At 74.4% G+C, this 24,766-nt stretch carries 23 protein-coding genes; 14 read left to right on the plus strand and 9 right to left on the minus strand.

Features of this window, described 5'->3' with window-relative positions:
* Positions 1-43 precede the first annotated feature (43 nt).
* The 6 genes from ACZ6S5_RS08345 (at position 44) to ACZ6S5_RS08370 (ending at position 5,789) form a co-directional block, all read left to right on the plus strand.
* Entirely contained in the window at positions 44-421 is a 378-nt protein-coding gene (locus tag ACZ6S5_RS08345) for an SCP2 sterol-binding domain-containing protein (RefSeq protein WP_465999061.1), read from the plus strand.
* Positions 418-2,469, plus strand: coding sequence for an amylo-alpha-1,6-glucosidase (locus ACZ6S5_RS08350; RefSeq protein ID WP_465999062.1), 2,052 nt, complete (start codon positions 418-420; stop codon positions 2,467-2,469). The genes ACZ6S5_RS08345 and ACZ6S5_RS08350 overlap by 4 nt, the downstream gene beginning before the upstream one ends.
* Positions 2,470-2,563: 94 nt before the next feature.
* Positions 2,564-3,262, plus strand: coding sequence for a cupredoxin domain-containing protein (locus ACZ6S5_RS08355; protein WP_465999064.1), 699 nt, complete (start codon positions 2,564-2,566; stop codon positions 3,260-3,262).
* Between the two features lie 159 nt (positions 3,263-3,421).
* Positions 3,422-4,465: a zinc-dependent alcohol dehydrogenase family protein gene (locus ACZ6S5_RS08360; RefSeq protein WP_465999066.1), complete on the plus strand. Its 1,044-nt coding sequence runs from the start codon at positions 3,422-3,424 to the stop codon at positions 4,463-4,465.
* Positions 4,466-4,496: 31 nt separating this feature from the next.
* Positions 4,497-4,799: a GNAT family N-acetyltransferase gene (locus ACZ6S5_RS08365; protein WP_465999067.1), complete on the plus strand. Its 303-nt coding sequence runs from the start codon at positions 4,497-4,499 to the stop codon at positions 4,797-4,799.
* Positions 4,800-4,862: 63 nt separating this feature from the next.
* On the plus strand, positions 4,863-5,789 hold the full coding sequence (locus tag ACZ6S5_RS08370) for a diacylglycerol kinase (protein ID WP_465999069.1): 927 nt from the start codon (positions 4,863-4,865) through the stop codon (positions 5,787-5,789).
* On the opposite strand, the gene ACZ6S5_RS08375 is transcribed toward ACZ6S5_RS08370, so the two are convergent.
* The 3 genes from ACZ6S5_RS08375 to ACZ6S5_RS08385 all read right to left on the minus strand — a co-directional run bounded on the left by ACZ6S5_RS08375 (position 5,752) and on the right by ACZ6S5_RS08385 (position 8,382).
* Positions 5,752-6,708: an EamA family transporter gene (locus tag ACZ6S5_RS08375; protein WP_465999071.1), complete on the minus strand. Its 957-nt coding sequence runs from the start codon at positions 6,706-6,708 to the stop codon at positions 5,752-5,754. The two genes, ACZ6S5_RS08370 and ACZ6S5_RS08375, sit on opposite strands and share 38 nt — an antisense overlap.
* A 112-nt stretch (positions 6,709-6,820) precedes the next feature.
* Positions 6,821-7,525 (minus strand): TetR/AcrR family transcriptional regulator, encoded by a 705-nt coding sequence (locus ACZ6S5_RS08380; protein WP_465999073.1) that lies wholly within the window; start codon positions 7,523-7,525, stop codon positions 6,821-6,823.
* 92 nt (positions 7,526-7,617) lie between these two features.
* Complete coding sequence (locus tag ACZ6S5_RS08385; protein WP_465999075.1) at positions 7,618-8,382, minus strand: HAD family hydrolase; 765 nt, start codon at positions 8,380-8,382, stop codon at positions 7,618-7,620.
* A gap of 86 nt (positions 8,383-8,468) precedes the next feature.
* Between ACZ6S5_RS08385 and ACZ6S5_RS08390 the strand changes: the two genes are divergently transcribed.
* On the plus strand, positions 8,469-11,273 hold the full coding sequence (locus ACZ6S5_RS08390) for a DEAD/DEAH box helicase (RefSeq protein ID WP_465999077.1): 2,805 nt from the start codon (positions 8,469-8,471) through the stop codon (positions 11,271-11,273).
* Between the two features lie 86 nt (positions 11,274-11,359).
* On the opposite strand, the gene ACZ6S5_RS08395 is transcribed toward ACZ6S5_RS08390, so the two are convergent.
* Positions 11,360-12,280 (minus strand): 5'-3' exonuclease, encoded by a 921-nt coding sequence (locus ACZ6S5_RS08395; protein WP_465999078.1) that lies wholly within the window; start codon positions 12,278-12,280, stop codon positions 11,360-11,362.
* Between the two features lie 55 nt (positions 12,281-12,335).
* Positions 12,336-12,560: a hypothetical protein gene (locus ACZ6S5_RS08400; protein WP_465999079.1), complete on the minus strand. Its 225-nt coding sequence runs from the start codon at positions 12,558-12,560 to the stop codon at positions 12,336-12,338.
* A 102-nt stretch (positions 12,561-12,662) separates the two neighbouring features.
* Between ACZ6S5_RS08400 and ACZ6S5_RS08405 the strand changes: the two genes are divergently transcribed.
* Positions 12,663-13,736, plus strand: a complete 1,074-nt coding sequence (locus tag ACZ6S5_RS08405) for a DUF4037 domain-containing protein (RefSeq protein ID WP_465999081.1) — start codon at positions 12,663-12,665, stop codon at positions 13,734-13,736.
* Between the two features lie 12 nt (positions 13,737-13,748).
* Here the strand turns inward: ACZ6S5_RS08405 and ACZ6S5_RS08410 are convergent, their stop codons facing one another.
* The gene (locus ACZ6S5_RS08410) at positions 13,749-14,360 is read right to left on the minus strand and encodes a TetR/AcrR family transcriptional regulator (protein ID WP_465999082.1); all 612 of its coding nucleotides are present in this window, start codon (positions 14,358-14,360) and stop codon (positions 13,749-13,751) included.
* Positions 14,361-14,434: 74 nt separating this feature from the next.
* Between ACZ6S5_RS08410 and ACZ6S5_RS08415 the strand changes: the two genes are divergently transcribed.
* Positions 14,435-15,550, plus strand: a complete 1,116-nt coding sequence (locus tag ACZ6S5_RS08415; protein ID WP_465999084.1) for an FAD-dependent monooxygenase — start codon at positions 14,435-14,437, stop codon at positions 15,548-15,550.
* Positions 15,551-15,565: 15 nt separating this feature from the next.
* Here ACZ6S5_RS08415 and ACZ6S5_RS08420 read toward each other — a convergent pair whose 3' ends face one another.
* Positions 15,566-16,408, minus strand: a complete 843-nt coding sequence (locus ACZ6S5_RS08420) for an MBL fold metallo-hydrolase (RefSeq protein ID WP_465999086.1) — start codon at positions 16,406-16,408, stop codon at positions 15,566-15,568.
* A 56-nt stretch (positions 16,409-16,464) separates the two neighbouring features.
* On the opposite strand from ACZ6S5_RS08420, the gene ACZ6S5_RS08425 reads away from it, so the two are divergent.
* Entirely contained in the window at positions 16,465-16,830 is a 366-nt protein-coding gene (locus ACZ6S5_RS08425; RefSeq protein ID WP_465999088.1) for a winged helix-turn-helix transcriptional regulator, read from the plus strand.
* Positions 16,831-16,834: 4 nt separating this feature from the next.
* Here the strand turns inward: ACZ6S5_RS08425 and ACZ6S5_RS08430 are convergent, their stop codons facing one another.
* Positions 16,835-18,100: an MFS transporter gene (locus tag ACZ6S5_RS08430; RefSeq protein ID WP_465999090.1), complete on the minus strand. Its 1,266-nt coding sequence runs from the start codon at positions 18,098-18,100 to the stop codon at positions 16,835-16,837.
* 83 nt (positions 18,101-18,183) lie between these two features.
* Here ACZ6S5_RS08430 and ACZ6S5_RS08435 point away from each other — a divergent pair, with 83 nt between their 5' ends.
* Positions 18,184-19,065 carry a winged helix-turn-helix transcriptional regulator gene (locus ACZ6S5_RS08435; RefSeq protein WP_465999092.1) on the plus strand — a complete coding sequence of 294 codons (882 nt, stop codon included), beginning with the start codon at positions 18,184-18,186 and terminating at the stop codon, positions 19,063-19,065.
* Here ACZ6S5_RS08435 and ACZ6S5_RS08440 read toward each other — a convergent pair.
* Positions 19,058-19,927: a serine hydrolase domain-containing protein gene (locus ACZ6S5_RS08440; protein WP_465999107.1), complete on the minus strand. Its 870-nt coding sequence runs from the start codon at positions 19,925-19,927 to the stop codon at positions 19,058-19,060. The genes ACZ6S5_RS08435 and ACZ6S5_RS08440 overlap by 8 nt on opposite strands.
* 285 nt (positions 19,928-20,212) lie before the next feature.
* On the opposite strand from ACZ6S5_RS08440, the gene ACZ6S5_RS08445 reads away from it, so the two are divergent.
* From ACZ6S5_RS08445 to ACZ6S5_RS08455, 3 genes are all read left to right on the plus strand, one after another.
* The gene (locus tag ACZ6S5_RS08445) at positions 20,213-21,565 is read left to right on the plus strand and encodes an extracellular catalytic domain type 1 short-chain-length polyhydroxyalkanoate depolymerase (RefSeq protein ID WP_465999094.1); all 1,353 of its coding nucleotides are present in this window, start codon (positions 20,213-20,215) and stop codon (positions 21,563-21,565) included.
* A gap of 114 nt (positions 21,566-21,679) precedes the next feature.
* Positions 21,680-21,802: a 50S ribosomal protein L36 gene (locus tag ACZ6S5_RS08450; RefSeq protein ID WP_089008045.1), complete on the plus strand. Its 123-nt coding sequence runs from the start codon at positions 21,680-21,682 to the stop codon at positions 21,800-21,802.
* Positions 21,803-22,006: 204 nt separating this feature from the next.
* Complete coding sequence (locus ACZ6S5_RS08455; protein WP_465999096.1) at positions 22,007-24,592, plus strand: discoidin domain-containing protein; 2,586 nt, start codon at positions 22,007-22,009, stop codon at positions 24,590-24,592.
* The last annotated feature ends 174 nt before the right edge of the window (positions 24,593-24,766 follow it).

Here is a 24,766-nt window from a genome sequence, read left to right on the forward strand (position 1 = left end):
GCGGGGGCTGCGGTGCGACGGCCCTCTTCCGGGAGGCGGGTGCGTGTCCGATCCGATCGAGGCGTTCTTCGCGCAGCTCGCCCGTGGGGCTCCGGAGCGGCTGCTGCGCCGGACCGCCGGCGCCATCCGGTTCGAGCTGGACGGGCCCGGCGGGGTGGAGGTCTGGCACCTGGGCATCGCCGACGGCCGGGTGGCGGTGAGCCGTGCGGAGCAGGCGGCCGACACGGTGATCCGGACCGACCGGGAGTTCTTCCTCCGGATGGCCCGGGGCGAGGCCAAGCCGCTCGCCGCCTGGCTGCGCAACGACCTCACCGCGGAGGGGCGGTTCCGCTTCATCGTGCTGTTGGAGCGACTCTTCCCCGGGCCTCCGGACGCGCGTCACCCGCGGGCCCTGAACGCCGGTCGCGGGGAGCCCGGATGAAGCCGAACCTGGTCCGGGTGCTGGACGGCAACATCTTCGTGCTCAGCGAGGACAACGGCGACATCGTCGCCACCGTCGCCAACCCGTGCGGCTTCTTCGACTTCGACACCCGATTCCTGTCGCAGTGGCGGCTCACCCTGAACGGCGAGCGGCTGAACGCGCTCTCCATCGCCGAGCGGGACCACGTCACCCTGCGGTTCTTCCTGGTCCCGGGCGCGCCGACGCACTACGTGGACGCCACGTCCTCGGTGATCCGGGAACGCGCGATCACCGGCGGCGCGTTCGAGGAACAGCTCACCGTGTTCAACCACGACCACCAGCCGGTGGAGTTCACCGTACGGCTCGACGTGGCCGGTGACTTCGCCCCGATCCTGAGCGTGGGCCAGGAGCGCACCCCGCCGGGCCGGCTCTACCAGCGGGTCGAGGACGGCCGGCTGCGGCTCGGCTACCAGCGGGACCGGTTCCAGCGCGAGACAGTGATCTTCAGCAGCGAGCCGGCCCGGATCGACGAGCACGGCCTGACCTACACCGTCCGGGTGGCGCCCAAGGCGGCCTGGACGACCACCCTCCGGGTGCAGGGGCTGGTGCTGCGCCCCGACGGCCGGGACGTGCGGGAGCACTTGGAGCGCCGCCCCCGCCGCAGCTCCGCCGAACGGCAGCACGACCTCGCGGTGTGGTTGGACCGCGCGCCGACCCTGAGCTGCGACTGGGACGTGCTGACCACCACCTACCGGCGCAGCCTGGTGGACCTGGCCGCCCTGCGCTACTCGCCGCTGACCCTGCCGGACCAGGTGATGCCGGCAGCCGGCCTGCCCTGGTCGGCGACCATCACCGGCCGGGACAGCATCCTCACCAGCTTCGAGGCGCTGCCGTTCGCGCCGGAGTTGGCCCCGGCGACGCTGCGGATGCTCGGCATCGACCAGGGCGCGGTGCTCGACGACTTCCGGGACGAGGAGCCCGGCAAGATCCTCCGCGAGTTCCGCTACGGCGAGCTGGTGGCCTTCGAGGAGCGGCCGGAGTCGCCGTACTACGGCAGCGCCGACGCCACCCCGCTCTACGTGATCCTGCTCGACGAGTACGAGCGATGGACCGGCGACGCGGCCCTGGTCCGGGAGTTCGAGGACGAGGCCCGCGCAGCGCTGCGCTGGATCGACGAGTACGGCGACCTCCTCGGCGACGGCTACGTGCGCTACCGGCGGCGCAACGAGCGGACCGGAATCGAGAACCAGGGCTGGAAGGACACGCCGGAGGCGATCTGCCACGCCGACGGGCGGCTGCCGGGCCCGCCGCTGGCGACCTGCGAGCTGCAGGGGTACGCGTACGACGCGAAGCTGCGCGGGGCGCGGCTGGCCCGCGAGTTCTGGGACGACCCGGCGTACGCGGAGCGGCTGGAGCGGGAGGCCGGCGCCCTGCGTGAGCGCTTCGACCGGGACTTCTGGATCGCCGACCGGGGCTACTACGCGCTCGCTCTGGACGGCGACGGCCGCCAGGTCGACGGGCTCGCCTCCAACATGGGCCATCTGCTGTGGAGCGGCATCGTCCCGGAATCCCGGGCGACCCAGGTGGTGGAGCAGCTGATGGGTCCCCGGCTCTTCTCCGGCTGGGGCGTGCGGACCTTCGCCGACGGGCAGGACCGGTACAACCCGCTCGGCTACCACCTCGGTGCGGTGTGGCCGTTCGACAACGCGCTGATCGCCTGGGGCCTGCGCCGGTACGGCTTCGCCGAGGAGGCCGGCCGGATCGCCGAGGCCGTCGTCGACGCGGGCGCCTACTTCGAGGGGCGACTGCCCGAGGCGTTCGCCGGCTATCCGCGGGAGCTCACCCACTACCCGGTGCGGTACCCGACCGCGAACAGCCCGCAGGCGTTGGCGACCGGAGCGCCGTTCCTCCTGCTGCGGGCCCTGCTCGGTCTGGAGCCGGCAGGGGAGCACCTGCTGATGTCACCCCGGGTGCCGGCGCGCTTCGGCCGGCTCGAGCTGCTGGACGTGCCCGGCCGGTGGGGCCGGATCGACGTGATCAGCAGCGGACTGAGCCACCTCGGCCGGTGACAACCCGGACGCCCGTCGGCCCGGCCGGCAGGGAAGGTTAGACTCACCTAACTTCGCCGTGGCTGCGTGCCGCGGCCCGCGTTCCGGAGAGCCGATGAAGATCCGTACCGCCGCCGTCGTGGCCGCGATCAGCGCCACCGCCGCCCTCACCGCCTGTGGTGACGACGCCGCCCAGAAGGGCGACGGGGTGGCGGTGACCGCCACCGACACCACCTGCGCCGTCGCCAGCACGAGCCTCCCCGCCGGCAAGGTCACCTTCGCGGTCACCAACAAGGGCGAGCGGACCACCGAGGTGTACGTCTACGGCCGGCAGGGCGACGCCTTCACCAAGGTCGTCGCCGAGGTGGAGAACGTCGCCCCGGGGCTCAGCCGTGACCTGACGGCCACCCTGGCCGGCGGAACGTATGAGATCGCCTGCAAGCCGGGCCAGAGCGGGGACGGAATCCGTACCCGGATCACCGTCGCCGGCGCCTCCACCGCGGCGAGCGCCGAGGCGGAGGCGGCGTACGACCGGGAGATCGAGGTCGAGGTCACCACGGCGGGCGTCGAGGGCGCCGACGGGCTCACCGCCGCGACCGGCGAGAAGGTCGAGTTCAAGCTGGAGAACAGGACCCCGGCCACCCGATCCCTGGAGATCCTCGACCCGTCGGGGAAGGTCGTGGCCGGCATCCAGGCCGACCCGAACGGCGGCGGCGCCGAGACGATCGTGCCACTCACCAGCGCCGGCGCCTGGACACTGAAGATCGAAGGTGCCGGCGTCGCCCCGGTGAGCAGGCCCCTCACCGTCGGCTGACCCGCCGCCGCCCGCCCGGACCCCGACCGGGCCGGGCGGCCGGTGAGCCCCGCCACGCGCGCGACCCGACGCGTCGGCGGGACCGTCGGCACGGTCTAGCGTTCCGCGCCGGGGCCGACGCCCCGCCCGCCCGGCACGACCCACCTGGAGGACACGCCCATGCGCGCCACCGTGATCCACGGCCCGAACGACATCCGGGTCGAGGAGGTGCCGGACGCCAGCGTCCGCGCCGGCACCGACGCCGTCGTCCGCGTGGTGCTCGCCTGCATCTGCGGCAGCGACCTGTGGGCGTACCGGGGCGTGGCGCAACGGCAGCCGGGGCAGCGGATCGGGCACGAGTTCCTCGGCGTGGTCGAGGCCGTCGGCGCCGACGTCGACTCGGTACGGGTCGGCGACCTGGTGGTGGCGCCCTTCGTCTGGTCCGACGGCGTCTGCGACTTCTGCCGCGAAGGGCTGCACACCTCCTGCCCGCACGGCGGCTTCTGGGGGTCGCCCGGTTCCGACGGCGGCCAGGGGGAGGCGGTCCGCGTACCGTACGCCGACGGCACCCTGGTGAAGCTGCCCGTCGAGGCGGCGAGCGACCAGCGGCTGCTCACCGCCATGCTGGCCCTGTCCGACGTGATGTCCACCGGCCACCACGCGGCGCTGGCCGCCCGGGTTCGTCCCGGCGCCACCGTGGCGGTGGTCGGGGACGGCGCGGTCGGCCTCTGCGGCGTGCTCGCCGCGAAGCGGCTCGGCGCCGAGCAGATCATCGCGCTCGGCCGGCACACCGCCCGCACCGACATCGCCCGCTCCTTCGGCGCCACCGACGTGGTCGCCGAGCGGGGCGAGGCGGCGGTCGCCGCGGTGCGGGAGCTGACCGGCGGCCAGGGGGCGCAGGCCGTGCTGGAGGCGGTCGGCACCGAGGAGTCGATGCGTACCGCGATCTCCATCGCCCGCGACGGCGGCGCGGTCGGCTACGTCGGCGTGCCGCACGGCGGCAGCGCCGGGGTGGACATCGGCCAGATGTTCAACCGCAACATCGCCCTCGGCGGCGGCGTCGCACCGGCCCGGGCGTACATCCCGGAGCTGCTCGCGGACGTCCTCGACGGCACCATCGACCCGTCGCCGGTCTTCGACAGCTCGGTGACCCTCGACGGGGTGCCGGACGGCTACCGGGCGATGGACGAGCGCACGGCGCTCAAGGTGCGCATCACCTTCTGACCACCGCTCGAACCCGTGGTTGGATGGCGGGATGCAGTTCACGGTGACCGACGTGCCGGAGCGGGAGCGGTTCGAGGCGCGCGACGAGACCGGGGCGACCGCCGGTGTCGTCACGTATCAACTGACCGGCAACATCATCGTCTACACCCACACCGAGGTCGATCCGGCGTTCGAGGGGAAGGGCGTCGGATCGACCCTGGCCCGGGCGGTGATGGACGACGCGCGGGCCAGGGGGCGGACCGTGGTGCCCGTCTGCCCGTTCCTCAGCGGATGGCTGGAGAAGCACCCCGAGTACCAGCAGATCGTGGCCCGATCGACCCGCAAGCTGAAGTGACCCACCCCGCGGCGGGTCCCCGGCGCCGTCTCCCCTGGTGGCCGGGGAGGGTCGTGCCGTACGGTGCTCGCCGTGACCGCGCACGATCATCTCCCGTCCGGCCCCGTCGCCGTGCTCGCCAACCCGACTGCCGGCCGGGGGCGGCACCGCGGGCTGCTGCCCCGGTTGCTGAAGCGGTTGGCCGGGGCGGGGCGGCCGGTGCGGCTGCTCGAGGCGACGAGCCCGGGGGAGGCGGAGACGGCCTGCCGCGCGGCGGTCGCCGACGGCGCCGGCGCGTTGGTGGCGGTCGGCGGGGACGGCACGGTCCACCGGGCGTTGCAGGCGGTCGCCGGTACGGCGGTGCCGTTCGGCCCGGTCCCCGCCGGCACCGGCAACGACTTCGCGGTCGAGACCGGCTTCCCGGCCGACCCGGTGGCGGCCGTCGAGGTGATCGCCGAGGCGCTGCGTGACGGCCGCGCCCGGGCCGTCGACCTGGCCCGGCTGACCACCCCCGACGGGGGCGACCGCTGGTACGGGGCGGTGCTCGCGGCCGGCTTCGACGCGATCGTCAACGAGCGGGCCAACCGGATGGCCTGGCCGCGCGGACCCCGCCGGTACGACCTGGCCATCCTGGTCGAGCTGGCCCGGCTGCGGCCGCGCCGCTACCGGCTGCGCCTCGACGGCGAGGAGCACGAGCTGGACGCGGTGCTGGTGGCGGTCGGCAACGCCGCCAGCTACGGCGGTGGGATGCGGATCTGCCCGGACGCCGACCTGACCGACGGGCTGCTGGACGTCGTGGTCGGCGGGCGGTTCGACCGGCGCACCCTGATGCGGGTCAAGCCCCGCATCTACCAGGGCACGCACGTGGCGCATCCGCTCGTCCGCGCCTACCGGGCCCGCACCGTGGAGCTGGACGCGGCCGGCATCACCACGTACGTCGACGGGGAGCGGGCGTTCGACCTGCCGGTGCGGATCACCGCGGTGCCGGCGGCGGTGCGGCTGCTGCGCTGACCAGCTCGGGCTCCGGCCCGGCCTCGACGGGCGGCGGGGTGGCCGCCGGCCGGCCGGCCCGCACCGCGCCGATGCTCGCCGCGATCACCAGGCCGATCGCCAGGACCTCCACCACGTGCAGCGCCTGGCTGAGGACCAGCCAGCCGGCCAGGGCGGCGATCGCCGGCCCGAGGCTCATCAGCACCGCGAAGGTGGAGGTGGGCAGCCGGCGCAGCGCCAGCAGCTCCAGCGTGTACGGCAGCACCGAGGCCAGCAGCGCCAGCCCGGTGCCGAGCCCCAGCACGGTCGGGTGCCACAGCCGGCCGCCCGACCCGATGAGCCCGATCGGCAGGGTGACCAGCGCGGCCACCGCCAGCGCCAGGGCCAGCCCGTCGGCCCGGGGGAACCGGCCGCCGACCCGGGCCGAGCAGACGATGTACGCCGCCCACAACGCCCCCGCGGCCAGCGCCAGCCCGGCGCCCACCGGATCGAGCCGGTCGAAGCCGCCGTGGCCGAGCAGGGCCACCCCGGCCAGCGCGAGGCCGGCCCAGCACCACGCCGCGAGCCGCCGGGCGGTCAGCACCGACAGCACCAGCGGCCCGAGCACCTCCAGGGTGACCGCCGGGCCGAGCGGGATCCGTTCGATGGCCTGGTAGAAGATCGAGTTCATGCCGGCCAGGGCCAGCCCGAAGGCGATCACGGCGGTCCAGCCGCCCCGGCCGTGGCCCCGCAGCCGGGGCCGGCACACGGCCAGCATGAGCAGCGCCCCGATGGTCAGCCGCAGCGTCACCGCCCCGGCCACCCCGGTACGCGGGAACAGCAGCGCGGCGACCGCCGAGCCGAACTGCACCGACAGCGCCCCGCCGAGGACCAGCCCGACCGCGCCCAGCCGACCCGCGGAGCGGCGGACGGGAACGGGGGTGGTGGCGGACCGGCTCATGCCGGGTGACGCTAGTGCCTGCGCCGGCCGGCCTCCCCGGTAGGTGGCGGCGGTGCGGCGCCCGCCTCATCGGGCCGGACGGGCGGCGCCTCGGCCCCGCCCGCACCGGGGCTCAGCCGGGCCGGGTGGCGGTGATCCGGTCCAGCCACTCGGCGAGCAGGGCCTGCTCCGCGGCGCTGAGATCGGTGGTCAGCGTCGGCAGGGCGGTCCGCAGCGCGACGGCGTGCCGGACGGCGGTGTCGGGCTCGCGGCCGGTCGCCGGGGTGCGGTCGGTGCGGACCGCGGCGAGGGCCGCCTCCCGGGTGGCGGGGGACAGGCTCGGGTCGCGGTCGGGCGGGGGCGTCCGGATCAGGGTGAGGGTGACCCCGCAGACCGCCGCGTGGATCATGTCCGCCGCCCGGTCGACGCCGACCCGCAGCCGGCCGGCCTCGGCCACCCGGGTGACGAGTTGCCGCAGGATGTCGGCGGCCACCCGGGCGGCGGTGGGCCGGACCCCGGGCTGCGGGTCGCCATACATGAGCGCGTAGAAGGCCGGGTTGGCGACGCCGAACTCGACGTGCATGTCCCAGCCCTGACGGAGGTCGTCGACCGGGTCGACGGCCGGCTGCCGGGCCGCCTTGGCGTGCAGGTACGCCGCGAAGCCGTAGCTGGCGGCGGCGTCGAGCAGGCCCCGCAGGTCGCCGAACTGCCGGTAGATGGTCGGCGCCTGCACCCCAGCCGCCCGGCTGACCGCCCGGGTGGTGACCGCGTCCCGGCCACCCTCGGCGAGCAGCGCGGCGGCGGCGCGCACGATCCGGTCCCGGGGCGGAATGTCCACGCCGGTCACGATAGCGGCGTTACGCGGGCCATGTTAGCGGCGTGTGTTGGCAGAGATGTCGTGCGGGCGTTAGCGCGGATACCGGCCCGCCGTCAGGCGGGCAGGGCGAGGTCGAGCACCGCGCCCAGCCCGTTGGGGCGGCCCGCGTCGGCGCAGGGCAGCACCAGCACCGCGCAGCCGGCCCGTACCGCGCCCGCGTCGGCCTGGGTGTCACCCACCATCAGGGCGCGCTCCGGGTCGACGCCGAGCATCCCGCAGGCCCGCAGGAAGATCCCCGGGTCCGGCTTGCAGCGCCCCACCTCGTACGACAGCGCGTACGCGTCGACCAGCCCGTCCAGCCCCCAGGCCGCGAACAGCGGCCGGATGTCGAAGCCGATGTTGCTGACCACGGCCACCTTCACCCCGGCCTGGCGCAGCGCCTTGAGCACCGCCTCGGTGTCCGGGTACGGCACCCAACCCTCGGGGATCAGCACCCGCTCGTAGAGCGCGTCCGCGAACCCGTCGATCCCGGCGTCGACCGTCTCGGCCAACCCGGTGTACGCGCCCCGGTGGGCGTGTTCGTAGAGGTCCCGGTCGGCCCAGAGCTCGGCCAGCCGGGGCGGCACCCGGGCCGGCAACGGCCCGCCCGCCCGGCCGGCGGTGAGCAGCCGGTCGGCCAGCGCGGTGGCCCGGACCCGATCCAGCTCCACCCCGCACGCCGCCGCGGCGGCCAGCACCCACTCGCGGGGGTCCTCGACCTGGGCGAGGGTGCCGTGGAAGTCGAAGAGCACCCCCTCCACGGCACGGCGGGACGGGCTCGGGCGGACGGCGTCGTCGGCGCCGCTCGAGGCGTGGGGTGGTTCGGCATGGTCCGGCACGTCGTGCACCCTACCGACCCGCCCCGACCGCCCTGCCGGATGGCCTTGGCCGGTGGTCGTCGGTCGCACCGATTAATCTTGAGGACATGTCGAGCCCCGCCGAGCGGTACGCCGCGGCGCGCCGCCGGGCCGCGCAGGCCTCCGCCTTCCCGGCCCTGGACGAATTTGCCCGAGACCTGGGGTTCGACCTCGACGACTTCCAGCGGGAGGCGTGCGAGGCCCTGGAGCGGGGCAGCGGCGTGCTGGTGTGCGCTCCCACCGGCGCCGGCAAGACCGTGGTCGGCGAGTTCGCCGTACACCTCGCCCTGCGCGGCCGGCCCGGGCAGCCGGCGGCCGCCGCCGGCGGCGGTGAGGCGCCGACCACCCGGCGCAAGTGCTTCTACACCACGCCGATCAAGGCGCTGTCCAACCAGAAGTACCACGACCTGGTGGACCGCTACGGCGCCGAGCAGGTCGGGCTGCTCACCGGCGACAACGCGATCAACGGCGACGCGCCCGTGGTGGTGATGACCACCGAGGTGCTGCGCAACATGCTCTACGCCGGCTCGACCACGCTGGAGGGCCTGGCCTACGTGGTGATGGACGAGGTGCACTACCTCGCCGACCGGTTCCGCGGCGGGGTCTGGGAAGAGGTGATCATCCACCTGCCCGCCTCGGTCACCCTGGTCTCGCTGTCGGCCACCGTCTCCAACGCCGAGGAGTTCGCCGACTGGCTGGTCACCGTGCGGGGCGAGACCGCCGTGGTGGTCAGCGAGCACCGGCCGGTGCCGCTCTGGCAGCACATGCTGGTCGGCAAGCGGATGTTCGACCTGTTCCACGACGCGGACGCGGCGCGCAAGCACGACGTGCACCCCGAGCTGCTGCGCTACACCCGGGACACGATGCGCCGCCTGGAGCTGGGGGAGGGCCGCAGCGCCGGCCCCGGCGGCGGGCGGCGCGGCCCCCGCTGGCGTGGCCCGATGCGCCCCGACATCGTCGACCGGCTCGACCGGGAGGGGCTGCTCCCGGCGATCCTGTTCATCTTCAGCCGGGCCGGCTGCGACGCCGCCGTGCAGCAGTGTCTCGCCGCCGGGCTGCGGCTGACCTCCCCGGAGGAGCGCGCCGAGATCCGCCGGGTGGTCGAGTCGCGGATCACCGCCATCCCCGGCGAGGACCTCTCCGTCCTCGGCTACTGGGAGTGGCTGGACGGCCTGGAGCGGGGCCTGGCCGCGCACCACGCCGGCATGCTGCCCGCGTTCAAGGAGGTCGTCGAGGAACTCTTCGTCCGTGGCCTGGTCAAGGCGGTCTTCGCCACCGAGACCCTGGCCCTGGGCATCAACATGCCGGCCCGCTGCGTGGTGCTGGAGCGCCTGGTCAAGTTCAACGGCGAGGCGCACGTCGACCTCACCCCGGGGGAATACACGCAGCTCACCGGCCGGGCCGGCCGGCGTGGCATCGACGTCGAGGGGCACGCGGTGGTGGTCTGGTCGCCGGAGACCGACCCCCGGCACGTGGCCGGCCTCGCCTCCACCCGCACCTACCCGTTGCGGTCCAGCTTCCGGCCGTCGTACAACATGGCGGTCAACCTGGTCGGCACGGTCGGCGCGGAGCCGGCCCGGGCCCTGCTGGAGTCCTCGTTCGCGCAGTTCCAGGCGGACCGGTCGGTGGTCGGCCTGGCCCGGCAGGTGCAGCGCAACACCGAGACCATGGAGGCGTACGGCGCCGAGGCCGCCTGCCACCACGGCGACTTCGACGAGTACTTCGCGCTGCGGGTGGCCATCGCCGACCGGGAGCGCGCCATCGCCCGGCAGGGGCAGACCCAGCGCAAGGCGGCCGCGATCGCCTCGCTGGAGCGGCTGCGGGTCGGCGACGTGATCCGGGTGCCCTCCGGCCGCCGGGCCGGCCTGGCGGTGGTCCTCGACCCGGCCACCGGCGGCTTCGGCGAACCCCGCCCGCTGGTGCTGACCCAGGACCGCTGGGCCGGCCGGGTCAGCCCCGGCGACTTCACCACCCCGGCCGAGGTGCTCACCCGGATCCGGGTGCCGAAGCACTTCAACCACCGGTCCCCGGCGGCCCGGCGTGACCTCGCCGCCGCGGTCAGCGGCACCGGGCTGGACCGGCACGGCGGACGGCGTGGCGGGCGCTCCCGGCAGGCCGTCGGCGAGGACCACCGGCTCAGCCAGCTCCGTACGGAGCTGCGGCAACACCCGTGCCACGCCTGTCCGGACCGGGAGGAGCACGCCCGCTGGGCGGAGCGGCGCCGCCGGCTGGAGCGCGACACCGAGGAGCTGCGCCAGCGGGTCGCCGGACGGACCGGCTCGCTGGCCCGGACGTTCGACCGGATCGTGGCGCTGCTGACCGCGCGCGGCTACCTCACCGCCGACGGTGAGGTCACCGACGCCGGGCGGATGCTCGGCCGGATCTGGACCGAGGCGGACCTGCTGGTCGCCGAGTGCCTGCGCCGTAAGGTGTGGGACGGACTCTCCCCGGCCGAGTTGGCCGCCGCGGTCTCCGTGGTGGTCTTCGAGGCCCGCCGGGACGTCGACGAGCGGGCCTCCCTGCCGCGCGGCGCGGTCGCCGACGCGGTCGACGAGACGCTGAAGCTGTGGAGCGACATCGAGGGGGACGAGGCCGCCCGTGGCCTCGCGGTCACCCGCGAGCCGGACCTCGGCTTCGCCTGGCCGATCTACCGCTGGGCCCGGGGTGAGGCCCTCGCCAAGGTGCTCGCCAGCGGCCACCAGATCGACGGCGAGATGCCCGCCGGTGACTTCGTCCGCTGGGCTCGCCAGGTGGTCGACCTGCTCGGCCAGCTCGCCGACTCCGGTGGGGCCTCGGCCGAGCTGCGGTCCACCGCCCGGCAGGCGATCGCCGCGGTCAACCGCGGCGTGCTGGCCTACCACGCGGCCGCCTGATCCCGCCGCCCCGCCCGGCCGGCGAGGTGGCGGTGTTCCGGCGGCCCGGATCCCACCCGGATCGCCGAGGTGGCGGCTCGTCCGGGTCAGGCCCCGCCGGCGAGGGCGTCGACCAGGCGTCGGCAGGAGCCGGCGAGGTTCCACCGCTGTGCCAGCGCCAGCAGCCGTTCCGGGTCGGCGGGCGCGGTCGGCAGCGTGGTGGCCAACTCCGGTAGCGGTATGTCGGTGGCGACCCGGACCACCTTCGGCGCGACGGCCAGGTAGTCCCGGGCCGCCGCCAGCTTGGTGCGCAGGCCCGGGGCGAAGCCGGACTCCCCGTCGTCCAGCGCGGCCAGGATGCCGGGCAGCCCGCCGTACCGCTCGATCAGCCGGGCGGCCGTCTTCTCGCCGACCCCGGGCACACCGGGCAGCCCGTCGGACGGGTCGCCGCGCAGCGCGGCGAAGTCGGCGTACCGGTCGGCGGGCACGCCGTACTTGGCCCGGACCGCCGCGTCGTCGCAGTCCTCCAGCTTGGCCACGCCGCGCCCGACGTAGAGCAGCCGCACCTGGCGGGCGTCGTCGACGAGCTGGAACAGGTCCCGGTCACCCGAGACCACCTCGACGGGGCCGGGCTGGGTCACCGAGAGGGTGCCGAGCACGTCGTCGGCTTCGTAGCCGGTGGCGCCGACCGCGGTGATGCCGAGCGCGTCCAGCACCTCGAGGATCATCGGCACCTGCGGGGAGAGGGTGTCCGGCACCACCTCGCCGCCCTCCGGCGCCACCCGGTGCGCCTTGTACGAGGGCAGCAGCTCCACCCGCCAGGCCGGCCGCCAGTCGTGGTCGAGCGTGCAGACCATCCGGTCGGGCCGGCGGGTGCGGACGAGCTGGGCGAGCATGTCGAGGAAGCCGCGAACGGCGTTGACCGGCTGGCCGTCGGCCGTCTTCGCCGCCGACTCGGGAATGCCGAAGTAGGCGCGGAAGTAGAGGCTGGGGGAGTCGATCAGCAGGATCGGGGGTCGCTGGGCCACGTCCGCCAGCCTGGCACAGCGGTACGACGTGGTGGGGGACCGGCGCCGGCGGACGTCAGCCGCTGTCGTGCCGGTACAGGCTCTCCCGGCGGGCCATCCGCTGCAGCGCGTAGCTCGCCACGAGCAGGACGAAGGCCAGCACCACCTCGATCCAGGCCAGCGTCCCGTTGGCGACGGTCAGCCCGATCAGGAGTAGCACCAGCCCGACCACGGCGAGGATGCCGGCCCACAGCAGCCGGCGAGGTCGTACGGACGCCCGGCCCCGATCGCTGTCCGTCACCGCCCACCTCCCGGCATCGCTCCGAGCCAGGTTATCGGCGCGACGTGCCCGGTGGACCGATAACCGCTGGGTGGCACGGTTTCCGCCCGGCAGACTGGCGGGGTGACGTTCGTACCCGGGCTGACCCTGGCCCGCCGCTTCCACGACGAGGTGGTCGCCCCGCTGCTGTCCCGGCGCCTGCCCGGCCTCCGGTACGCCGCCGGCCTGCTCGACGGCGGTTCGGAGTTGCTCGGCCTGGACACCCCGCGCTCCACCGACCACGACTGGGGGCCGCGTACCCAGCTCTTCGTCGCCGAACCCGGGGACGTCGGGCCGGTCCGGGCGGTCCTGGACGCCGGGTTGCCGGACGAGTTCCTGGGCTGGCCCACCCGGTTCGCCGGCGGCCCGGAGGTCCGGCTGGGGGTGGTACGCGCCGACGGCGAGCGGCACGGGGTGACCGTCGACGAGCTGGGCGGCTGGCTGTGCGGGCGGCTCGGGTTCGACCCGCGCGCCGGGATCGGCGTGGCGGACTGGCTCTCCGTGCCGACCCAGCGGCTGGCCGAGCTGAACGGCGGGGCGGTCTTCCACGACGGGCTCGACGGCGCGCTCACCGCCGTCCGGGCCCGACTGGCCTGGTATCCGGACGACGTCTGGCGGCACGTGCTGGCGACCGGTTGGCAGCGGGTGGGGCAGTCGGAGCACCTGGCCGGCCGGTGCGCCGAGGTCGGCGACGAGCTGGGCAGCCGGGTGGTCGCCGCCGGCCTGGCCCGCGATTTGATGCGCCTCGGCCTGCTGCTGCACCGCCGCTGGCCGCCGTACGCGAAGTGGCTCGGCACGGTCTTCGCCGCGCTGCCGGCGGCGGCGCCGGTGGTCGACGCGCTGAACGCGGCGATCGGACCGGGCGACTGGCCGGCCCGGCAGGTCGGCCTGGTTCGTGCCCTGGAGGCGGTCGCCACCTGGAGCAACGACAGCGGGCTGGCCGCGCGGGTCGACCCCGGCGTCCGGCCGTTCCACGACCGGCCGTTCCTGGTCCTGCGCGCGGAACGGTTCGTCGCTGCCCTGCGCGCCGCGATCACCGACCCGGCGCTGCGCGACCGGCCGCCGGTCGGCGCGGTCGACCAGTACCTCGACAACGTCGACGTGCTGTCCCACCCGGACCGGGTCCGCCCGGTCGCCGCCGCCGTCCTGCCGGGCTGACCGGCGCGCGGTTCAGTCGGCCGGTGCGGCGTGCATCCGGGCGGCGAGGGCGACCTCGGTGGCCCGGCGCATGGCCTCCTGCACCGCGGCCGGGTCGCCGGCCCGGTCCGGGTCCTCGAGGAGTACCTGGAGCGCGCCGGTCACCGCGCCGACGAACGCCCCGACCAACGCCGCCGCCGACACCGGGTCGAGCTGGTCCGGATACGCCGCGGCGAGGTGCCGGGCGATCTCGCGTTGTGCGTCGAGCTGGAGCTGCAGGGCACGGCCGCGGACGACCGGAACCTCGCGGACCAGCCGCAGGCGTAGCGCGGCGAGCCGTCCCCCCATGTCCTCGCTGCCGGTGGTCGCCGTCCGCAGCGCCCGCAGCAGCACCTCTGCCGGTGCCTCGTCCGGCGCCCGGTCGGCGATCGCCTCGACCGCAGCCCGCACCCGGTCGTCGCTCTCGGGGAAGAGCAGCGCCTCCTTGCTGGGGAAGTAGCGGAAGAAGGTCCGGGTGCCGACCTCGGCCGCGGCGGCGATGTCGGCGACGCCGGTCCGGTCGTACCCGTGCCGTTCGAAGAGCTCGACGGCGGCGTCGACGAGCGACTGCCGGGTCCGGGCCCGCTTCCGGTCGCGCAGGGACATGCGGACATGGTACGGCACGGAGAGCCGTATGGCAGTCATTGCATATTGGCACTGAGTGCCGCTATGCTCGGCCCATGCGCACCGTACTGATCTCCGGTGGTGGCATCGCGGGCAACACGCTCGGCTGGTGGCTGGCCCGGCGCGGCTTCCGGGTCACCGTGGTGGAACGCGCCGCCGGGCAGCGGTCCAGCGGCAACCCGGTCGACGTGCGCGGTCCGGCCCTGCCGGTCGTCACGGCGATGGGCCTGCGGGACGAGCTGCGCGCGGCCGCCACCCCGGTGACCGGGATGCGGCTGGTCGACGACGCCGGCGCCACCATCGCCCGGTTGCCGATGTCCGCCTCGTCGAGCGACCCGGGACTGGAGGTCCCCCGCGCCGACCTCGCCGCGATCCTGCACCGCGCCGCCGCCGACGACGTCGAGTTCCGGTACGACGACACGATCACCGGGCTGACCGAGGACACCGGTGGCGTCGACATCACCTTCGCCGCCGGCGCGCCCCGCCGGTTCGACCTGGTCGTCGGGGCGGACGGTCTGCACTCGACGGTGCGCCGGCTCGCCTTCGGGCCGGAGGCCAACCAGGTGCGCCACCTCGGTGTGTGGGTGGCCACCCTGCCGCTCGGCGCGCCCGCCGACGACCCGTACGACGTGCTGCTGCACAACTCGCCCGGCCGACTGGTCTCCGTGCACCCGGCCCGGGGCAGCGCCCTGGCCGCCTTCATCTTCCGCGGCGGGCCGGTCGACGGCTTCGACCACCGAGACCTCGCGCAGCACAAGCGACTCGTCGTCGAGGCGTACGCGCAGCAGCGGGGCTGGCGGGTGCCGGAGTTGCTGGACCGGGTACGCGCCGCCGACGACCTGTACTTCGACAGCGTCAGCCGGGTCCGCCTGCCCCGCTGGTCACGCGGCCGGGTCGTGCTGGTCGGCGACGCCGCCTCCTGCGTGTCGCTCTTCGGCGAAGGGTCCAGCCTCGCCGTCGCCGGCGCCCACACCCTCGCCGACGCGCTGGCCGACGCCGCCGACCACACCACGGCGTTCGACCGGTACGAGACGCGGCACCGCTGCCGCACCGAGCCGAAGCGGCGGGCGGCCCGGTACGCGGCGGGGCTGCTGGTGCCGCGTACCGGGTTCGGCCTGGCGGCCCGCAACGCCTCGGCCCGGGTCCTGGCCGGCGTCCGGGCCGCTCGCTGAGGCCCGGTCCGCCCGTCAGCCGGCCGCGTCACCGGCCGGCGCGGTCATCCGCCGGAACTCCCACGGGTCGTGTGCGGAGACCACCTCGACCCGTTCCGGCTGTTCGGACAGCAGGGCGGCGAGGCGGTCCAGGTTCGCTAGCCGCAGTGGCCGGTCGGTCTCCACGGAGGCCTGGAGCGCGTCGAACGCCGGCGGGGTCGGCGGCAGCCCGGGGGTGATCTCGCCCCGGTAGAAGTAGGCGTCCCCGGCGTGGACCAGCCATTCCGGCCCGGCGGCGTGGTCCACCCGGACGGCGACCGCGCTGTGCCCGGGGGTGTGGCCGGCGAGCGGCACCAGCAGGATCTCCGGCGGCAGGCCGGCGAGCTGCCGCACGCCGTCGAGGCCGAGCCACCGCTCGCCCCCGTCCGTCCGGTACGTCACCCAGTCCGGCCCGTGGGTCCACTGGCCCGGCAGGTACGAGGGGTGGTGGCCGACCGCCGTGGCCGCCCGGTGCTCCGCCTCGTGTAGGTGTACCCGGGCGTGCGGGAAGTCCGACAGCCCACCGGCGTGGTCCCGGTGCAGGTGGGTGAGGACGACGTGACGGACGTCCGCCGGCGTGTGGCCGAGCCGGACGATCTGCCGTACCGCGGTCTCCTCGACGTCCAGGGCCGGCTGCGCCCAGGCCAGGAAGTCGGCCCCGAGCCGCCCCTCGGGATGCCGCACGTCGTCCGTGCCGAAGCCGGTCTCGACCAGGACCAGCCCGTCGCAGTCGGTCTCGATCAGCAGGCAGTGACAGATCGCGGGGAGGGGCCGGAGCACCCGGCCGTCGACCGGGGTGATCTCCCGCATGGTCCCGCAGTTGAGGTGGTGGACGCGCATACTTCCCCCTTGGACGGCGACGATCGCAACCGCGCCGAACGCTAGGAGGGCCGCTCGTGACTCACCAAACGGTTGGCCACGCCGGGGCCGGCGTGCTGGAGCCCTGCGCCGGCCCGGATGCCCGGCCCGACCCGTCCTGCCCGGTCGAGGTAACCCTGGCCGCGCTGCGGGGCCGCTGGACGGCGTTGGTGATCGGTGAGCTGACCCGGGGGCCGCGCAGCTTCACCGACCTCACCCGGGCGCTGCCGGCCCTGTCCGACAAGGTGTTGACCGACCGCCTGGCCCAGCTCGTCGCGGCCGGGGTGGTCGATCGTCGGCGTACCGCGTCGTGGCCGCCCCGGGTGAGCTACACCCTCACCGAGCGGGGGCACGCGCTGCTGCCGGTCCTGCGGGCGATGTGGGACTGGGGCCGCGGCGGGTGAGGTCTCAGCCGACCGGGGCGACGGCCGCCCGCTCCGCCGGCTCGTCGATTCGCAGGTCGGCCAGGTCGCGTAGCCCGCGTACCGGGGACAGGAGCAGGGCCAGCGGCGCCAGCGCCGTGGCCGCGGCGAAGGCGAACAGGGTGACCCGGGCGCCGGCCGGCCCGGCGAGAGCGCCGGCGACCAGCCCGCCCACCGGGATCGCCCCCCAGGAGACGAAGCGGACCGTGGCCATCACCCGGGAGAGCAGCTCCGGCGGGCTGGCGATCTGCCGGTAGGTGCGGGTGGTGACGCTCAGCACCACCACGCCGCCGGCGAAGAGCACGTTGCCGGCCGCGAAGGCGAGGTACGCGGGCCAGCCGGCGCCCGTCGGCACCAGGAACGCGCCGCCGACCGCGACCAGGCAGGCGACCACCAGGGACCGGGCCGTGCCCCACCGACCGGTGATCCACGGCGTCAGGGTCGCCCCGACCAGCGAGCCGACCCCTTCGACGGCGAGCAGCAGGCCGACCAGGGCGGCCGGGGCGTGCAGCTCCCGGACCAGATAGAGCGGGTAGATCGCGAGCTGCGCGCCGCAGACGAAGTTGACCGCCGTGGCCGTCCACATCGTCGGCCCCATCACCGGGTGGCGGGTGACGTACCGCCAGCCCTCGCCGATCAGCGCGCGGACCGGGGGCCGACGGTCCGGGGCGTCGGCCCGGCGGGCCGGCAGCGACCACAGCAGCGCCGCCGAGACCAGGTAGCTGACCGCGTCGACCAGGACGGCCGGGACCGCTCCGAGGGCCTGCACCGCGAGACCGCCCAGGGACGGCCCGCTGAGCTGGGTGCCGGCGTGGGTGGCCGAGGTCAGGCTGTTGCGCGCGTGCAGCTGCTCGCGGCTCACGATGGCCGGCAGGAAGGTGGCGTTGGCGACGTCGAAGAGCACGTTGGCGAAGCTGACCACAAGCGCCACCACGACCAGTTGCGCGACGGTCAGCAGGCCCCACCACCAGGCCAGCGGGACCGAGGCCACGGCGACCGCCCGGGCCAGGTCGGCGCAGACCTGGGTGCCGCGCAACGGCAGCCGCTGCACGATCACGCCGGCCGGAAGCCCAATCACCAGCCAGGCCACGTAGCTCGCCGCCGCGATCAGGCCCATCTCGAACGCGGAGGCGTCCAGCACGGTCAGCGCGGTCAGCGGCAGCGCCACCGCGCCGACCGCCGACCCCACCTGACTGGTGGTGCCCGCGGCCCACCAGCGCCAGAACACCCCGGCTCCCTGCTCGACGGACATGCCGCCAACCCCCGATCCGAGCCAGTGAGTTCCAATCTGAAACGGACTATAGTCGAGGCGACCGGAAGGGTGGGAGGTGGGATGTGCGGCGGGCGGATCTCGGCGACGCCGACTGCGGCATCGCGCAGGCGCTGGGCGTGCTCGGCGACTGGTGGACCTTCCTGATCGTGCGCGAGATCGCCGGCGGCACCACCCGCTTCGATGCCCTTCAGCGGGAGTTGGGCGTCAGCCGGCGGGCGCTCACCGAGCACCTCGCCGACCTGGTCGAGCACGGGGTGCTGGTCCGCCGGCCCTACTCGACCCGTCCGCCGCGGCACGACTATCTGCTGACGGCCAAGGGCGAGGGGCTGCTGCCGGTGCTGGTCGCCCTCCAGGACTGGGGCACCCGGCACGTCATGGGCGACGGCACCCTCACCGCCACCGCGACCGCCGGCTCCACCGAGGCGCGCCGGGTGCACCACCTGGTCGGCCGGCGGGTGCCGGAGCTCACCCTGGCCCGGGACGACGGCGGTAGTGAGTCGCCGACCGTCCCCGGCCGGTGGACGGTGCTCTATCTCTTCCCGGGTGCCTTCGCCCCGGGCGCGCAGGGCGTCCCGCCGGGCTGGGCCGAGATCCCCGGCGCCGTCGGGTGCACGCTCGAATCCCGCACGTACGCCGACCGGCACGACCGGTTCCGCGCCCTCGGCGCCGAGGTGCGCGGGGTGAGCACCCAGCGGCCGGACCAGTTGCGCGCCTTCGCGGCGCACGCCGGGCTGCCGTATCCGCTCCTGTCCGACCAGGACGGTCGGCTCGCGGCCGGCCTGCTGCTGCCCACCTTCCGGGCCGGTGGGGTGGACCGGTTGAAGCGGTTGACGCTGCTGGTCGACCCGGAGGCCGTGGTGCGGGCGGTGCAGTTCCCGGTGACCGACCCGGCCGGATCGGTCGACGAGATGCTCGACGAGGTACGTCGCCGGACGGTCAGCTGAGGGCGGCCGCCAGCAGGCTGTCGAAGGCGTCCCGGTCGATCGCCTCGGAATTGGTGAGCAGCACGATCCGCCGGCGCGAGGCCGGCAGGCAGCCGGCGAAGGACAGGAAACCGGCGTTCTGTCCGCTGTGGTGGAACCAGGGTTCGCCGGCCACCCTGCCGGTGAACCAGCCGTAGCCGTACCCGTCCCCGCGCGGCTCGCGCCCGGTCGGCGCCCGCCGGGTCAGCATCAGCGTGCGGTACGGCTCGTCGAGCAGCCGGCCGGCCCGCAGGGTGTCCAGCCAGGTGAGGATGTCACTGCTGGTGGACCAGACGTCCCCGGCGCCCATGCCGACCACGTCGAGCTCCCACGAGGGCACGGGCCCGCCGTCCGGGCCGTGCCCCTGCGCGATGTCCTGCCGCCCGCCCGGCGAGCCGGCGAAGGTGCGCTCCAGTCCGGACGGTGTGAAGATCTCGTCGGCCAGCAGCCGCGCGTACGGGCGATCGGCCACCCGCTGGGCCACCTGGGCCAGCAGCACGTACGCCGGGCTGCTGTAGTGCCACCGGCCGCCGGGGGCGAACAGCGGCGGCCGCCGGTGGAAGGTGGCCAGCAGCTCGTCCCATTCGACCCGCCGGCCCAGGTCGATCTCCGGGTAGTCGTCCCAGTGCCCGATGCCCGAGGTGTGGGTGAGCAGCTGGTGCAGGGTCAGGTCCCGCCATTCGCTCGGGCTCGTCCCGAACCAGCGACCGATCCGGTCCTCGAGGTCCAGCGCGCCGCGCTGGGCCAGCAGCACGATCGCGGCGGCGGTGAACTGCTTGCTCACCGACGCGATCTGGAACCGAGTGCCCGCCGTGCAGCCGTCGGCGGTCACGTCGGTGACGATCGCGTCGCCCCGCTTGACGAGAAGCGACCCCTGGACCTGCGGCACGGGCCGACCTTATCTCGGTGCGCCCGTTCCGGGTGGCCCCGCGAGGATCTCTTCCGGAAGTGTTCCGGAAGGTGGTTGTCGGTCGTGCTGGCGGGCCCTACACTCCGATTCGGACCGCCTTGATCTGCGGTCGTCTATCTCGTCTCCGAGGATCCGGGCCGCCGTCATGGCGCCTCGCCGGCGAGCACGCAGGTGGCAGGGCACTCCTGCGCGGCTTTCCCCACCACCTCAGGAGATCCCATGCACCCATCGCATCGCCCCCTCGCCGTGCGCGGAAGGATGAAGGTCCTCGGCGCGGCGCTGTTCGCCGCCGGGCTCGCCGCGTTGGCGGCGTTCGCGCTGCCCGGTCCCGCCTCGGCGGCCGCGCTGACCGAGGTGACGAACTTCGGCGCCAACCCGAGCAACCTGCGGATGTACCTGTACGTGCCGGACACCGCCGCGGCGCGGCCGGGGCTGCTGGTGGTCAACCACTACTGCACCGGCAGCGGCCCGGCGATGTACTCCGGCACTCAGTTCGCCTCCCTCGCCGACCGGTACGGCTACCTCGTGGTCTATCCCTCGGTGACCCGGAGCAGCCAGTGTTTCGACGTCTCCTCGCCCCAGGCGCTGCGGCGCGACGGCGGCAGCGACCCGGTCGGCATCAGGTCGATGGTCGACTACGTCCGGCAGCGCTGGGCCGTGGACCCGAACCGGATCTTCGCCACCGGCGTCTCGTCCGGGGCGATGATGACCAACGTCCTGCTCGGCGACTACCCGGACGTGTTCAGCGCCGGCGCGGCCTTCGCCGGCGTGCCCTTCGGCTGCTTCGCCACCACCAACGGGTCGGAGTGGAACAGCGACTGCGCCAACGGCCTGGTGGTGAAGACCGCCCAGCAGTGGGGCGACCTGGTCCGCGGCGCGTACCCCGGGTATACCGGGCGGCGCCCCCGGATGCAGCTCTGGCACGGGACCAACGACGAGACGCTGCGCTACCCGAACTTCACCGAAGAAATCAAGCAGTGGACCAACGTCAACGGGTTGAGCCAGACCCCGACGTACACCGACACCCCGCAGTCCGGCTACACCCGGACCCGGTACGGCGGCACCGGCGGCACGGCGCCGGTCGAGGCGATCAGCATGCAGGGCGTGTCGCACAACCTCCCGGTCGACGCCGCCCAGGCGATCCGCTTCTTCGGCCTCGACGCCAGCATCCCGCCGAGCAGCCCGCCGCCGTCCACGCCGCCGCCGGGCACGCCGCCTCCGACGACGCCGCCGCCGAGCAGTCCGCCACCAACCGGCGGGTGCCGGGTGGCGTACGTGGTCAACGCCTGGAACACCGGGCTCACCGTGTCGGTGAGCATCACCAACACCGGTACGGCGGCGGTCAACGGCTGGAGTCTCGCGTTCACGCTGCCCAGCGGCCAGACCATCACCAACGGCTGGAACGCCACCTACGCGCCGACCAGCGGTGCGGTCACCGCCCGCAACGTCTCCTACAACGCGACCATCCCGGCGAACGGCTCGGTGGACATCGGCTTCCAGGCCAACCACACCGGCAACACCGGCAGACCCGCCGCGTTCACGCTCAACGGCGCCCGCTGCGCGGTCGCCTGAACGGTCGGCCCCGCCGGACGTCGTCCGGCGGGGCCGACCGCCGGGCATGAGCGTGTCCCGGCCGGGTACGCGTGCCGGACAGCCGAGAGTCGAGCGGAAACGGGGTGATCCGGGGTGAAGGTTCGCAGCTCTCTCCGTGGCCTGAAGCGCAAGGCGAACTCGATCGTGGTGCGCCGCCGCGGCAAGCTCTTTGTGCTCAACAAGGCCGACCCGCGGCAGAAGGCCCGCCAGGGCTGAGCCGGACGGACTCGCCTTCGCGCTGCCAACGGCAGCTCACACAGTTAGTTCCGGACTTTTCACAAGGCGCGAAAAAAGGGGGACGGCGGTACCGGTTCCATTGACAGGTGCCACTGCCAGGGGAACTCTGCACCGGAACGGGGCGGGCGTCCATGCCCGCCCGTCTTCCCGTCCCGGTCCCCACCGCGTCCCCCGGAGAGGCCCATGTCACCGGTCCCACCGCGCCGCCACCCGTCCCGCCGGCCACTGCGCCGACTGCTCGCCGCCGTCGCCGGCCTGCTCGCGGCGACCGCGCTGGTCGCCCCACCGTCCCCGGCCCGCGCGGCCGATCCGCTGCTGTCGCAGGGGCGGCCAACCACCGCGTCGTCCACCGAGAACGCCGGCACCGCCGCCGCCAACGCCACCGACGGCAACACCGGCACCCGCTGGTCCAGCACCTTCGCCGATCCACAGTGGCTCCAGGTGGACCTCGGCACCACCGCCACCGTCTCCCGGGTCACCCTGACCTGGGAGGCCGCTTACGCGCGGGCGTACCAGATCCAGACCTCGACCGACGGGGTCACCTGGACCACCGTCTGGTCCACCACCAGCGGTGACGGCGGCACCGACGACCTCACGGTCAGCGGCACCGGCCGGTACGTCCGGATGTACGGCACCGCCCGGGCTACCGCCTACGGCTACTCGCTCTGGGAGTTCCAGGTCTACGGCAGCACCGGCGGCGGCAGCGGCTGCGACACCGCCACCAACGCCGCGCAGGGCCGGCCCGCGACCGCCTCCTCCACGGAGAACGCCGGCACCCCGGCGAGCGCGGCCGTCGACGGCAGCCTGAGCACCCGCTGGTCCAGCGCGGCCAGCGACCCGCAGTGGCTCCAGGTCGACCTCGGCAGCGTCCGGACCCTGTGCCGGGTGGTACTCAACTGGGAGACCGCGTACGCGAAGGCGTATCAGATCCAGACCTCGACCGACGGCTCCGCCTGGACCACCGTCGCCGCCACCACCACCGGGGACGGCGGCACCGACGACCTCACCGTCAGCGGCAGCGGCCGGTACGTGCGGATGTACGGCACCGTCCGGGCCACCGGCTGGGGCTACTCGCTCTGGGAGTTCGCCGTGCACGCCTCCGGAGGAGGGACCATCCCGGGCGGCGGCCCGCTCGGGCCCAACGTGATCACCTTCGACCCGTCGATGTCCGCGGCCACCATCCAGGGCCAGCTCGACTCGGTCTTCCGCACCCAGGAGTCCAACCAGTTCGGCAGCCAGCGGTACGCGCTGATGTTCAAGCCCGGCGACTACTCCGGGATCAACGCGCAGATCGGTTTCTACACCTCGATCATGGGGCTCGGCCGGAATCCCGACGACGTCCGGATCCACGGCGACATCACCGTCGACGCGGGCTGGTTCAACGGCAACGCCACCCAGAACTTCTGGCGCTCCGCGTCCAACCTGGAGGTGTTCCCGTCCGCCGGGTTCATCCGCTGGGCCGTCTCCCAGGCGGCGCCGTTCCGCCGGATGGACATCCAGGGCGACCTGAACCTGGCCCCGAACGGGTACGGCTGGGCCAGCGGCGGGTACATCGCCGACAGCCGGGTCACCGGCGTCGTGCAGCCCTACTCGCAGCAGCAGTGGTACACGCGGGACAGCAACGTCGGCGGCTATCTCAACGCGGTCTGGAACATGACCAACTCCGGGGTGGTCGGCGCGCCCGCCAACAGCTTCCCCAACCCGCCCTACACCACCCTGGCGCAGACCCCGGTCAGCCGGGACATCCCGTACCTCTACCTCGACGCGGCCGGCGCCTATCAGGTCTTCGTCCCGTCCACCCGGGCCAACGCCTCCGGCGCGTCCTGGCTGGGGGGCGCCACCCCGGGCACGTCGATCCCGCTGAGCCAGTTCTACGTCGCCCACCCGGGTGACTCCGCGGCCACCATCAACGCCGCCCTGGCCCAGGGGTTGCACCTGCTGCTCACCCCCGGGATCTACCCGGTCGGCGAGACCATCACCGTGAACCGCCCGGGCACCGTGGTCCTCGGCATCGGCTTCCCGACGCTGATCCCGCAGAACGGGGTCACCGCCATGTCGGTCGCCGACGTCGACGGGGTCCGGCTGGCCGGGATGCTCTTCGACGCCGGGCCGACCAACTCGCCGGTGCTGCTCCAGGTCGGCCCGACCGGGTCCACCGCCGGCCACGCCGCCAACCCGACCTCCATCCAGGACGTCTTCTTCCGGATCGGGGGCGCGGGCGCGGGCAGGGCGACCACCAGCCTGGTGGTCAACCAGCACGACGCCCTGATCGACCACATCTGGGCCTGGCGGGCCGACCACGGCACCGGCGTCGGCTGGACCGTGAACACCGCCGACACCGGCCTGGTCGTCAACGGCAACAACGTCACCGCGCTCGGCCTGTTCGTCGAGCACTACCAGAAGTACGAGGTGATCTGGAACGGCAACAACGGCCGGACCATCTTCTTCCAGAACGAGCTGCCGTACGACCCGCCGAGCGCCTCGGCCTGGATGAACGGGTCGATGGTCGGCTACGCCGCGTTCAAGGTGGCCAACGCGGTCACCGCGTTCGAGGGCTGGGGGATGGGCAGCTACTGCTACTTCAACGTGGACCCGACCATCGCCGCGTACCACGGGTTCGAGGCGCCGACCGCGGCCGGCGTACGGTTCCACGACCTGCTCACCGTCTCGCTGGGCGGCAACGGGTCGATCACCCACGTCATCAACGACACGGGCGGCACCGCGCAGGGCACCAACACCGTGCCGGTGAACCTGGTCAGCTATCCGTGACCCGGCCGGGGGGGGGGGGGGGGGGGGGGGGGGGGGGCCAGGGGGGGGGGGGGGGGGGGGGGGGAGAAACCCCCCCCCCCCCGCGGCCACGGCGGGTCAGTTACCGGTGACCCAGTTCCAGGCGGTGACCACCCACTCGGTCTGCTGCAGGTAGGCCACCCCCACCCCGACCAG

It is taken from the genome of Micromonospora sp. NPDC051924, from assembly GCF_055586005.1.